Origin of the sequence: Parabacteroides sp. Y3-G-102, assembly GCF_023656845.1 — a bacterium.
In the GTDB taxonomy this organism is placed as follows: domain Bacteria; phylum Bacteroidota; class Bacteroidia; order Bacteroidales; family Tannerellaceae; genus Parabacteroides; species Parabacteroides distasonis.
In genome coordinates this window covers 91,449-103,166 of sequence record NZ_JAMOKU010000013.1, presented here as the reverse complement: position 1 = coordinate 103,166, position 11,718 = coordinate 91,449, and the positions used below count along the sequence as shown (strand labels likewise).

Annotated in this window: 15 protein-coding genes and 5 tRNA genes; 3 read left to right on the top strand and 17 right to left on the bottom strand. The window is 46.6% G+C overall.

Going from position 1 to position 11,718, the window contains the following annotated elements:
* Positions 1 to 38 precede the first annotated feature (38 nt).
* The 17 genes from rplL to NBH16_RS08525 all read right to left on the bottom strand — a co-directional run bounded on the left by rplL (position 39) and on the right by NBH16_RS08525 (position 8,290).
* A complete protein-coding gene (gene rplL / locus NBH16_RS08605) occupies positions 39 to 416 on the bottom strand; it encodes a 50S ribosomal protein L7/L12 (protein ID WP_005854220.1) in 378 nt (125 codons plus the stop codon).
* Positions 417 to 466: 50 nt separating this feature from the next.
* Positions 467 to 997, bottom strand: coding sequence for a 50S ribosomal protein L10 (gene rplJ, locus NBH16_RS08600; protein ID WP_005867245.1), 531 nt, complete (start codon positions 995 to 997; stop codon positions 467 to 469).
* 14 nt (positions 998 to 1,011) lie between these two features.
* Positions 1,012 to 1,710 (bottom strand): 50S ribosomal protein L1, encoded by a 699-nt coding sequence (gene rplA, locus NBH16_RS08595; RefSeq protein ID WP_005854218.1) that lies wholly within the window; start codon positions 1,708 to 1,710, stop codon positions 1,012 to 1,014.
* 15 nt (positions 1,711 to 1,725) lie between these two features.
* Positions 1,726 to 2,169 carry a 50S ribosomal protein L11 gene (gene rplK / locus NBH16_RS08590; RefSeq protein ID WP_005867244.1) on the bottom strand — a complete coding sequence of 148 codons (444 nt, stop codon included), beginning with the start codon at positions 2,167 to 2,169 and terminating at the stop codon, positions 1,726 to 1,728.
* A 67-nt stretch (positions 2,170 to 2,236) separates the two neighbouring features.
* Complete coding sequence (nusG, locus tag NBH16_RS08585; protein WP_048927527.1) at positions 2,237 to 2,779, bottom strand: transcription termination/antitermination protein NusG; 543 nt, start codon at positions 2,777 to 2,779, stop codon at positions 2,237 to 2,239.
* Positions 2,780 to 2,790: 11 nt separating this feature from the next.
* The gene (secE, locus tag NBH16_RS08580; protein WP_005854211.1) at positions 2,791 to 2,985 is read right to left on the bottom strand and encodes a preprotein translocase subunit SecE; all 195 of its coding nucleotides are present in this window, start codon (positions 2,983 to 2,985) and stop codon (positions 2,791 to 2,793) included.
* Positions 2,986 to 3,003: 18 nt separating this feature from the next.
* Positions 3,004 to 3,076, bottom strand: a tRNA-Trp gene (locus NBH16_RS08575).
* Positions 3,077 to 3,128: 52 nt separating this feature from the next.
* Positions 3,129 to 4,316 (bottom strand): elongation factor Tu, encoded by a 1,188-nt coding sequence (gene tuf / locus NBH16_RS08570; RefSeq protein WP_048927526.1) that lies wholly within the window; start codon positions 4,314 to 4,316, stop codon positions 3,129 to 3,131.
* 49 nt (positions 4,317 to 4,365) lie between these two features.
* Positions 4,366 to 4,437: transfer RNA gene (locus NBH16_RS08565), tRNA-Thr, on the bottom strand.
* Positions 4,438 to 4,447: 10 nt separating this feature from the next.
* A tRNA-Gly gene (locus tag NBH16_RS08560) sits at positions 4,448 to 4,520 on the bottom strand.
* 44 nt (positions 4,521 to 4,564) lie between these two features.
* Positions 4,565 to 4,647 (bottom strand) — tRNA-Tyr (locus tag NBH16_RS08555).
* 19 nt (positions 4,648 to 4,666) lie between these two features.
* Positions 4,667 to 4,740 (bottom strand) — tRNA-Thr (locus tag NBH16_RS08550).
* 93 nt (positions 4,741 to 4,833) lie between these two features.
* Positions 4,834 to 5,133, bottom strand: coding sequence for a ribosome hibernation-promoting factor, HPF/YfiA family (gene hpf / locus NBH16_RS08545; RefSeq protein WP_008778704.1), 300 nt, complete (start codon positions 5,131 to 5,133; stop codon positions 4,834 to 4,836).
* Positions 5,123 to 6,031, bottom strand: coding sequence for a tyrosine-type recombinase/integrase (locus tag NBH16_RS08540; RefSeq protein ID WP_048927525.1), 909 nt, complete (start codon positions 6,029 to 6,031; stop codon positions 5,123 to 5,125). The genes hpf and NBH16_RS08540 overlap by 11 nt, the downstream gene beginning before the upstream one ends.
* Before the next feature lie 73 nt (positions 6,032 to 6,104).
* Positions 6,105 to 6,296: a 30S ribosomal protein S21 gene (gene rpsU, locus NBH16_RS08535; RefSeq protein ID WP_005854174.1), complete on the bottom strand. Its 192-nt coding sequence runs from the start codon at positions 6,294 to 6,296 to the stop codon at positions 6,105 to 6,107.
* Positions 6,297 to 6,380: 84 nt separating this feature from the next.
* Positions 6,381 to 7,418: an S-methyl-5-thioribose-1-phosphate isomerase gene (mtnA, locus tag NBH16_RS08530; RefSeq protein ID WP_009275606.1), complete on the bottom strand. Its 1,038-nt coding sequence runs from the start codon at positions 7,416 to 7,418 to the stop codon at positions 6,381 to 6,383.
* A gap of 14 nt (positions 7,419 to 7,432) precedes the next feature.
* The gene (locus NBH16_RS08525; protein ID WP_122378509.1) at positions 7,433 to 8,290 is read right to left on the bottom strand and encodes a hypothetical protein; all 858 of its coding nucleotides are present in this window, start codon (positions 8,288 to 8,290) and stop codon (positions 7,433 to 7,435) included.
* Between the two features lie 401 nt (positions 8,291 to 8,691).
* Here NBH16_RS08525 and NBH16_RS08520 point away from each other — a divergent pair, with 401 nt between their 5' ends.
* From NBH16_RS08520 to NBH16_RS08510, 3 genes are read left to right on the top strand one after another with little or no spacing between them, the layout of a single operon-like run.
* Positions 8,692 to 9,327: an HU family DNA-binding protein gene (locus NBH16_RS08520; protein WP_005867237.1), complete on the top strand. Its 636-nt coding sequence runs from the start codon at positions 8,692 to 8,694 to the stop codon at positions 9,325 to 9,327.
* Between the two features lie 44 nt (positions 9,328 to 9,371).
* Entirely contained in the window at positions 9,372 to 11,159 is a 1,788-nt protein-coding gene (locus tag NBH16_RS08515) for an aminopeptidase P family protein (RefSeq protein WP_214504481.1), read from the top strand.
* A 10-nt stretch (positions 11,160 to 11,169) separates the two neighbouring features.
* The gene (locus tag NBH16_RS08510; RefSeq protein ID WP_005854163.1) at positions 11,170 to 11,685 is read left to right on the top strand and encodes a gamma carbonic anhydrase family protein; all 516 of its coding nucleotides are present in this window, start codon (positions 11,170 to 11,172) and stop codon (positions 11,683 to 11,685) included.
* Positions 11,686 to 11,718: the final 33 nt, after the last annotated feature.

Genomic DNA, 11,718 nt, shown 5'->3' with positions numbered 1-11,718 from the left:
ACTCTTAACCAAATCACCTGGAAACCAGGTTATAAATACTATTTAAGCTCAACTTCAGCTCCAGCCTCTTCCAACTGTTTCTTCAATGCCTCAGCATCAGCTTTAGCGATACCTTCCTTGATTGCACTAGGAGCGCTATCTACCATATCCTTAGCCTCTTTCAAGCCAAGACCTGTTAATTCTTTAACTAACTTAACGATAGCTAATTTATTAGCACCAGCTGCTTTCAATACAACATCGAAAGAAGTCTTCTCTTCTGCAGCGGCAGCAGCACCACCAGCAGCAGGACCAGCAACAGCAACAGCTGCAGCAGCAGGTTCGATACCGTACTCTTCTTTAAGGATAGTAGCTAATTCGCTAACTTCTTTAACGGTCAAGTTTACTAATTGTTCTGCAAAAGCTTTCAAATCTGCCATTTTTGTATGATTTAAATGATTATTTATCTGTGTAATGTTTTAATGAAAAATTATCTTTCTTCCAAAGTCTTCAACAGACCATGGATAGTTTGTCCTGATGACTGAAGAGCAGAGATAACGTTCTTCGCCGGAGATTCCAACAATGCGATAACATCGGCAATAAGTTCGTTTTTGCTCTTGATATTTACTAATGCCTCAAGATTCTCAGCACCTACATAGAAGCTTTCTTGTACGTAAGCAGCCTTCAAAGCCGGTTTAACGACTACACCTTTTTTAGCGTCCTTAGTAAAATCCTTAATCAGGCGAGCGGGAGCATTAGCGACTTGTGAGAACATCACAGCCGTATTGCCTTTCAAAGCCACGTTAAGATCAGAGAAGTCACCTTCAATGTTCTCCAACGCTTTCTTAAGCAAGTTATTCTTTACAACGACTAACTTAACCTCACGCTTGAAACACTCTCTTCTCAATTTGCTGGTTTTCTCAGCGTCCAACGCCTCGATATCCGTCAAATAGAAATTAGGATATTCCTTTAATGTTTCAGTTAATTGACCTATAACAGTTCCTTTATCTTCCTTTCTCATTGTTCAATTGTTTTTTAGTTTTCTTCAACTGATTTGGGGTCAATTTTAATACCCGCACTCATAGTACTAGAAAGATAAATACTCTTTATATACGCACCTTTAGCCGCAGTAGGTTTCAACTTGATCAAAGTTGAAATAAACTCCTTAGCATTGTCACGAATCTGTTCCGGAGTGAAAGACACCTTACCAACAGATGTGTGAACGATACCGCTCTTATCTACCTTAAAGTCGATCTTACCTTGCTTAACCTCCTTCACCGCATTTCCGATCTCATTGGTAACCGTACCACTCTTTGGGTTAGGCATCAAACCACGAGGGCCTAATACGCGACCAAGAGCACCGATCTTACCCATGATAGAAGGCATAGTGATGATAACATCAATGTCAGTCCAACCGCCTTTAATCTTATTAATATACTCATCCAATCCAACATAGTCAGCTCCAGCGGCAGTAGCTTCAGCTTCCTTGTCCGGAGTACATAATGCGAGAACCCTAACCTGCTTACCAGTTCCGTGAGGCAATGAAACCACGCCTCTCACCATTTGATTGGCCTTACGGGGGTCAACACCTAAACGGACATCAACATCTACGGATGCGTCAAACTTAGTTGTAGTAATTTCCTTCACTAAAGCTGAAGCTTCTTTCAATGTATATGCTTTCCCAGCTTCAATCTTGCCCAAAGCCAACTTTTGATTCTTTGTAAGTTTACTCATCTCAATTGAAGTTTATTAATTATTACCCGGGAATGTCCCTTTAACAGTGATACCCATACTTCTGGCTGTTCCCGCAACCATTCTCATGGCTGACTCGACAGTAAAGCAGTTTAGATCGACTAATTTGTCTTCAGCGATAGCTTTCACCTGCTCCCATGTGATCTCAGCGATCTTAGCACGGTTAGGTTGAGCGGAACCGCTCTTCTTCTTAGTAGCTTCCAACAACTGGATTGCCACAGGAGGAGTTTTAACGACAAAGTCGAAAGACTTATCGGCATAGTAAGTAATTACAACAGGTAATATCTTACCAGCCTTGTCTTGGGTCTTGGCATTAAATTGCTTGCAAAACTCCATAATATTAATACCCTTAGAACCCAAAGCAGGTCCTACTGGGGGAGAAGGGTTTGCTGCTCCTCCTTTAATCTGCAATTTGATTTGTCCAGCAACTTCTTTAGCCATTGTTTCTAAAATTTTTTAGATATATAACATCAATAACAGAAAGGTAGCACTTTTCGTAACCAGAGTACTATTCTTTCTCAACTTGCATATAACCCAACTCAAGGGGAGTCTTGCGTCCGAAGACCTTAACCATCACCTTAAGTTTCTTTTTCTCGGCGTTGACCTCTTCGATTATACCCGTGAAACCGCTGAACGGTCCAAAAGTAATCTTCACACTCTCGCCAACATAGAACTGGATATCCAGATCCTCTTGTTGTTCCTGCAACTCGTCAACCGTACCCAAAATACGATTCACTTCCGCAGGGCGTAATGGCACGGGGGTATCAGAACCACCCAAGAAACCAATCACGTTTGGAATGTTCCGCAATCGATGAGCAACCTCACCGACCAAAGCAGCCTCGACCAGCACATAACCCGGCAAGTAAGCCCTTTCTTTCATGACCTTCTTACCGTTTCGTACCGTAAAGGTTTTCTCGGTCGGAATCAAGACTTGAAATACATATTCTCCCAGATCCGTATTCTTCAGCTCAGCCTCTAGATATTCCCGTACCTTGTTCTCCTTGCCACTGATGGCACGCAGAACATAAAATTTCTTTTGGATATCAGACATACCTTAACTGATTAGAAAATTTGGTTGTAGAAGAAACGCATAACAGCCTCGAAGGCCCCGTCAACAACAAAGATCAATGCGGCGATGATAAGGGAAGCAAACATAACAACAACCGCACTATTGGAAAGCTCTGCTCTCGTAGGCCAAGAAACTTTATAAACAAGTTCGTTATAAGATTCCTTAATATAAGTAATTATCTTTTTCATCGAATCTATAGATTTTAGCACGGAAGGAGAGGCTCGAACTCCCGACACCTGGTTTTGGAGACCAGTGCTCTACCGACTGAGCTACTTCCGTAGAAATAGCCAGCCCTTAAAAAGACTGGCTATAACATTATCTAATGTTTGAATTAGTTCTCTAATTCTGTGATCTGGCCTGCACCTACTGTACGTCCACCCTCGCGGATAGCGAAACGAAGACCTACGCTACATGCTACCGGATAGATCAACTCAACCTCGATCGTTACGTTATCACCCGGCATTACCATTTCAGTTCCTTCCGGCAAAGTGATCTCACCAGTTACATCCAATGTACGGATGTAGAACTGAGGACGATATTTGTTGTGGAACGGAGTGTGACGACCACCTTCCTCTTTCTTCAAGATATAAACCTCAGCCTTGAACTTAGAATGCTCTTTAACCTGACCCGGGTGGCAGATTACCATACCACGCTTGATCTCGTTCTTATCGATACCGCGAAGCAACAAACCAACGTTGTCACCAGCCTCACCTTGATCCAATAACTTACGGAACATCTCAACACCTGTAACAACAGATTTCTTACCAGCAGCGCCAAGACCGATGATCTGAACTTCCTCACCAACCTTAACAATACCTGTCTCGATACGACCTGTAGCAACAGTACCACGACCCGTGATTGAGAATACGTCCTCAACCGGCATCAAGAACGGCTTGTCGATTTCACGCGGAGGCAGAGGAATCCAAGTATCACAAGCTTCCATCAACTCCATTACTTTATCTTCCCATTGAGGATCACCGTTCAATGCACCAAGAGCAGAACCACGGATGATCGGAGTGTTGTCACCGTCGAATTGATAGAATGAAAGCAACTCTCTCATCTCCATCTCAACCAATTCCAACATTTCCTCGTCGTCAACCATGTCACACTTGTTCATGAATACAACCAATCTCGGAACGTTTACCTGACGAGCCAAAAGGATGTGCTCGCGAGTTTGAGGCATAGGACCATCAGTAGCAGCAACTACGATGATAGCACCGTCCATCTGAGCAGCACCAGTTACCATGTTCTTTACGTAGTCGGCGTGACCCGGACAGTCTACGTGAGCATAGTGACGGTTTGCAGTCTGATACTCTACGTGAGAAGTGTTGATTGTGATACCTCTCTCTTTTTCTTCAGGAGCGTTGTCGATAGAATCGAATGAACGCAACTCTGAAAGACCTTTCTTTGCCAATACTGTTGTGATAGCAGCTGTCAAAGTTGTTTTACCGTGGTCAACGTGACCAATCGTACCAATGTTCACATGTGGTTTCGATCTGTCAAATTTCTCTTTTGCCATAACTTAATTGTTCTTTATTTGATTAATGATCATGTTCAATTTTCAATTGAGCCGGTGCCGAGACTTGAACTCGGGACCTCTTCCTTACCAAGGAAGTGCTCTACCGCTGAGCTACACAGGCAACTTATAAGAGCGGAAGACGGGGCTCAAACCCGCGACCCTCAGCTTGGAAGGCTAATGCTCTATCAACTGAGCTACTTCCGCAAGACCGAATGAACCAACCGATTCTCTCCTTTGTTTCATTCGTGTGGGCAGTGATGGATTCGAACCACCGAAGGCGAAAGCCAGCTGAGTTACAGTCAGCCCCATTTGGCCACTCTGGTAACTGCCCATTCCAATACATTCTTTTGAGCCTCTTGTCGGATTCGAACCAACGACCCCGAGATTACAAATCACGTGCTCTGGCCAACTGAGCTAAAGAGGCGATACTTCTAAAAGCAGCCGTTTCGTCACCACGGCGAAACGGCTGCAAATTTAGATATTATTTCTTACATACCAAATTTATCTACCGTTTTTTTTATTTGGCTCTGATTTTTTCTTTGAATTTAACCAGTTGCTTCTCCAAAGCCTCAACACAATCGTCTATCGCCCCTTCGAAAGTATCGTTTATTTTATCAGCGAAACATTCCCCGTTCTTCACGGACAACATTATACTGGCCTGCTTGTTCTTCACCGTCTCAGGCTTAACCACCTTCAATGTAACCTCTGCCAATATAATACCATCGAAGTATTGCTCCAATTTAGAAACTTTCTTCTGAATAAACGCCTCCAACTGTGCAGTTGCGTCGAAATGAATTGCTTGAATTCTAACGTCCATAATAACCTCCTTCTTTTTTTGCTCTTGGATGAGCATGATACACTTTTTTTAATTCCTCAAAGGTTGTATGCGTGTAAACACTGGTAGACGCTAAACTGCTATGACCTAATAAATCTTTCACAGCGTTCAGCTCGGCTCCGTTGTTTAACATACTCGTTGCAAATGAATGTCGTAACACGTGTGGACTTCGTTTCGCCAGCATGGGTATCTCCGACAATTGCTTTTTTACTATATTATAAACAATCCCCGTCGACAACTGGTTCCCGTTCTTTCGAACGAAAAACCATTCACCGGCTGCCTCAACCTCACGATCACGGACTTCCGTGTATGCAAGCATTAAGTTTTTTAAACCCTCCGCAAAAGGAATCAACCGCTGCTTGTTCCGCTTTCCGGTTACCTTGACCTGCATCGCCTCATAATCCACATCCACGTTTCGTATGCCGATTAACTCTGAGCGGCGCATCCCGGTATCGTATAGCATCTCAATGACCAACCGATTCCTCACACCTTCAAAATCCTCATCAAATCCGTCCCCGTCCAACAACGCCTCCAACTCGCTATCCTTAATAAAATAAGGTAAGGGTTTCTTCGTTTTCGGACCGTTCACCAATCTCAACGGATTCGCAGAGACAATGCCCCGTTTCATGAGAAACTTAAAAAAAGATTTCAAAGAACTTAATTTCCGGTTTACCGATACGGGAGAAAGCTTCTCGTCCATCAAACTGACGATCCAGCTTCTCACGAAATCCGAGTCGATTTCCCCGGGGTTGAATACACCTTCTCGATGCTCTCTTACATACCTCTGGAATTGGTCCAAATCTTTCGAATAGGCACCAATCGTATAATTGGAATAGTTCCGCTCATACCGGAGATAGTTTAGAAAGTCATCGATCAGCATATTCTCGTTGCATCAACATTCATGCAACGAAAATAGGAATAAGAATTCAATAAAACAAGCCCGGAAGCTATAATTATTCTTCTACTTGTTGCAAATGCTGTACGTAGATAGCACGCATAGTCTGCTTTCTCTTCGTAACAGACGGTTTCTCGAAAGCCTGACGGCCTCTCAATTCCTTGACTACACCTGTTTTCTCGAACTTTCTCTTGAATTTCTTAAGCGCCTTCTCGATGTTTTCGCCTTCTTTTAATGGAACTACGATCATAATTTAAATTGTTATATTGTTTAATTATTTATATCCTCAAATTGAGCGGCAAAATTACTGATTGTTTCGGGATTAGCAAAACTTTCAGCGATTATTTTTATAAAAGATGCCTTTCTCCGTAATTATAGCCGTGATTAGCTCGTGGGGAGTAATGTCGAAGGCGGGGTTGTAGACTTTTACGTCTTTCGGGGCCATACGCCTTGAATACCACATCTCGGTGACCTCATCGGGGTTACGTTCCTCTATTACAATGGAATCGCCGTCCGGGCACGAGCTATCGATGGTGGATGTCGGGCCTAATACATAGAAGGGGATCTTGTAATGCCGGGCCAAGATAGCCACTCCGGACGTGCCGATCTTATTCGCCACGTCGCCATTGGCGGCTACACGGTCGCAACCTACGACCACGGCTTGCACCCAGCCTTTCCGCATGACGATAGAGGCCATATTATCGCAAATCAGCGTCACGTCCACGCCGGCCCTGCTTAGCTCATAGGCCGTGAGCCGGGCGCCTTGCAACAAAGGACGGGTCTCGTCGGCGAAGACCTTGAAACCATAGCCTCTCTCCTGCCCCAGATAAATCGGCGCCAAGGCGGTGCCATACTCCGAGACCGCCAGATGTCCGGCGTTGCAATGCGTAAGGATTCCCATCCCGGGACGGAGTAGCTCCAGACAGTTCTCGCCGATCTGCCGGCAAGCGGCGGCGTCTTCCTCCCGGATCGCGATCGCTTCCTTATATAATAGCTCTTTCCATTCCGGGACAGACAAGGTTGGATGAGCGACCAATACCCGCTCCATCCGGTTCAGCGCCGTCACTAGATTCACCGCCGTCGGACGGGAACCGGCCAGATACTCCTTGATCTTCCGAAACTCATCCACGAAAACGGATTTCTCCGCCGTATCGATCCGACGGGCGCAGACATAGATACCATAAGCGGCCGCTATCCCGATAGCAGGTGCTCCACGTACCTTTAATTTATAGATGGCATCCCATATCTCCTCGGCAGTGGTAAGGGTCAGATACGCTTCCTTACCCGGCAGCAGAGTTTGGTCCAAAATGATCACACCGTCCGCTTGCTCGTTGAAACGCACGGTCTTTAAATCAGATAGAGTTTGTATCATTCGATATGAATATATTAATAGTTCACGGGACCCAGCGTAGCTTCTATCGCCACCCCTGCGGCGGTAACCGCTATCGCCCCTACGACAAGGCCTGCCGTAGCCCCATGAGTCTCTTTCACGTAAAAGAAATCGCCGGATTGCTGCTGTCCCTCATCGAAATACCGGGGAGCCACGTCGCCGACCTTGATCAATTTCGCCAGATAGAAGTTCCGCTCAAAAGAGGAATGCTTCAAGGGCTTCCCATTGGTCCCTCCGGCGAACAACGTCAGGTAGCTACGGAATCTCAGCGGAGAATCTTCTTCCGTAAAATCCTTCACTCGGATATTTACGGTGGTGTTTGCTTTCGTTGTCATTTGCTCCTTTACATACTCTTCCTTCGGGATCTCGTTAAACGGGAAGTTGGCTAATTGCAAAGGCGTATTGACTAATTTGGAATGCGGCGGGATAAACTCAACGCCCTTCGGCAAACTCACATCACCGGAGAAGGAACCTTCCGAGTAGCTCCACCCGCTGCTGCTCCTATCGCTCCAATGAAAGGAGCTACCGGATGCCACGCTAGAGCTCTCGCCTCTCACCGAGGCCACTTTCGGATCGTAGGTGGTAGCCACGTCATCGATAATCAGCGCCGACCGCCCCCAATCCACATACAAGGGTTCATCCAATTTATTATAAATGGTAATAGTAACCGGGGCGTTCTCTCCCCAGAAACGATAAGAGATACGTACCGTATCGTTTTCCTGCACAAAATCACCTCTCTCATTCTTCTCCCCGACGGGGTCATTCGAGTTCAACATCGAATAATAATAAGAAGAACATGCGCTCAAGCCGAGAAGCAGAGCCGCAAAGACAAAAAGATAAAGCAGATTCCTCATGGCACTTCTTATTTGTTTCTACAAAGCTAGCAAATTATTCCTTGATATCTATTGAGTGCCTTATCTTTAACTTGATTTAAAGGGATCGGTTCACAAGGTTGTGGACCACAAGGCTGTGAGCCCATACACGTTTATCATAACCTTTAGCTCTTTTATCCGGAATCCTTACCCTTTTCTCTTTTATATATTGTACCTTTGAAGCTGAAGTATTCATCATCTACCATCTGTTGGACAATCATCCAACAGATGGTAGATGATCGTCCAACAGTTGGTGCATGATCATGCAACGGCTGTTGAAAGATGAATTCTTCTTGAAGAAACCGCTAAGCTCGCCTATAAAAACGAGTAAGCGATCTAGAAAAATCGGACAAAAGATCTATAACCATTTAAACACAGCACAGATGTCAGCAAATTACAAGTTAGTCAGAAATCCCAACCCGAATCCAGAGGAATCCGGGAAGTCATTACCCCTACATCCTCGTTTGGTCTCTTGCGGGACGATACATACGGATGAGTTCATCAGCAGAGCGAAGTCCCGGTCTTCTTTCTCTCCCGCGGATATGAAAGGGATCTTGCAGCTTTTCCAAGACATGATGGTGGACTTCCTCATGTTCGGTTATAACGTGGAGCTAGAGGGGATCGGTACTTTCAGCGTCTCACTGAAAAGCCGGCCCGTGATGGAAAAGAATGAGATCCGGGCGGAATCCATCCATTTCAAGGACGTGAAGTTCAGATCGTCCAAGGAACTAAGAGACCGGCTGAAGACCATGCCGGTGTTTCGTGACGAGTACACGGTTAGCGATCCCGCATATCCCTCCGCCAAGGAATGCGAGCAAGAGGTATTCCGTTATCTGGAGACGAACCCTTTTATCCACCAGAAGAAGTATATGTCGCTCTGCGGATGCTCCAGAAGTAAGGCTTCCCTCGACTTGCGGCGGCTGGTAGAGGAAGGGAAACTGCGGTGGGAAAAGCTAGGCACTTCCCATCTATATTATAAGGTAGAAGAGCCGGTTTCCGGCGAGACAAATCCAAAATAATTCATTAACTTTGCGAGTATTAATGTTGACTAAAATAAAATGCGATGAAAACAAACATTCCTGAACGTATCGCCGCCCTACGGGAGGCTATGAGACAACAGAAGGTTGACGCTTACATCATACCCAGTTCCGACCCGCACCTAAGCGAGTATCCGGCCGATCGCTGGAAATCGAGAGAATGGATATCCGGCTTCACCGGCTCGGCGGGAACGATCGTGGTCACCGCGGACAAGGCGGGCTTATGGACCGATTCCCGGTATTTCCTGCAAGCGGCCAGCCAACTGGAAGGTTCCGGTATCGAACTCTATAAGTTGGCGCTTCCGGAGACACCGTCTATCACGGAATTCCTCTTGCATGAGTTACACGCCGGACAGGCCGTAGGGCTGGACGGGCAAACCTATAGCGCCGCCGAAGCGAGTGCCTTGGCAAATAAACTAAGCCGTAAAGAAATCAAGCTGGATACCTCGGCCGACCTGATCGAGGGTATCTGGAAGGACCGTCCCGCCGTTCCCGGAAACCCGATATTCGAGATGCCGGAAGCATTAAGCGGAGCCTCCGTGCACGAGAAACTAGACCTAATCAATAACCAGTTGCGGAGCGAGGGCGCCGACTGCTTGATCCTCGCCGCCTTAGACGAGATCGCGTGGACATTCAATATCCGGGGTACGGACGTGACCTATAACCCGGTCGTAGTCAGCTACGCCTTTGTATCGGAGGATGAGAGCGTGCTTTTCATCAAGCCGGAGAAGCTGACCGCCGAGATCACCGAGCATTTGAAGAAAGAAGGGGTTACGCTGGCCGAATACTCCATGATCCAGAGGTATCTATCCCGCCTACCGGAAAACAGCCGGGTATTCGTGGATATGAACAAGACGAACGTCTCCTTATACGACGCGATCCCGGGAAGCTGTACGATCGTGGAAGGGATCTCCCCCGCCAACCACTTGAAGAGCATCAAGAACGAGACCGAGATCAAGGGCTTCCAAAACGCCGTGGTAAAAGATGGTGTCGCCTTGACAAAATTCTATATCTGGCTGGAGAAACAAATGGCGGAAGGAGCCCAAGTTACAGAGATCAGCGCCGCCGAGAAGCTGACCGCCTTACGTGCGGAACAACCGCAATACATCATGGATAGCTTCGGCACGATCTGCGGCTACGCCGAGCATGGAGCGATCGTTCATTACTCCGCTACGACGGAGACGGACGCGACCTTGAAGCCGGAAGGATTGCTTTTGATCGATTCCGGCGCACAATATCTGGACGGTACGACGGATATCACCCGCACGATCGCCCTTGGAGAGCCGACGGAGCAGATGAAAAAGGATTTCACCCGTGTGTTGAAAGGTACGATCAGCTTGGCGAAAAGCAAGTTTCCCGCCGGAACACGAGGTTCCCAGATCGATATCCTTGCCCGTAAAGCGCTATGGGATTCCGGAATCAATTACTTGCACGGAACCGGTCACGGTATCGGCCATTGCCTAAACGTACACGAAGGCCCCCAAAGCATCCGCATGGAGGAGAACCCGGTGACCTTGAAGCCCGGAATGGTGATCAGCGACGAGCCGGCCATGTATCGTACCGGCGAATACGGTATCCGTACGGAGAACATGATCTTGGTACGTGAGGACAGCGAAACGGAATTCGGGAAATTCCTAGGATTCGATACGCTGACGCTTTGTTTCATCGACACGAGCTTGATTATCATCCCCATGCTCTCTGTCCGTGAGCACGCTTGGCTGAACAAGTACCACCAAATGGTCTACGACAAGATCAGCCCGTTCTTGAACGAGGAGGAGAAAGCTTGGCTGAAAGAGAAAACAACAGAAATTTAAACAACTAAAAATGGCATTAATTAAATCCGTTCGTGGCTTTACCCCGAAGATCGGTAAAGACACTTTTTTAGCAGACAACGCCACGATTATAGGTGACGTAGAGATCGGTGAAGGTTGCAGTATCTGGTTTGGCACCGTGCTTCGCGGCGACGTGAACTCGATTCGCATCGGCAACGGCGTAAACGTACAGGATGGTTCCGTCCTTCACACCTTATATGAGAAATCGACAATCGAGATCGGCGATGATGTATCCATCGGCCATAACGTAACGATCCACGGGGCGAAGATTTGCAATGGCGCCTTGATCGGAATGGGCTCCGTGGTATTGGATCACGCCGTAGTAGGCGAGGGAGCGATCATCGCCGCAGGTTCCGTAGTACTAAGCAAGACGATCGTCGAGCCGGGCAGTATCTACGCCGGAGTTCCCGCTAAGTTCGTCAAGAAGGTAGATCCCGAGCAAGCGAAGGAGATCAACCAAAAGATAGCCAAAAACTACCATATGTATTCTTCTTGGTATAAAGAATAATAGCATGTATTTGATTATTTGAATTATAAACCA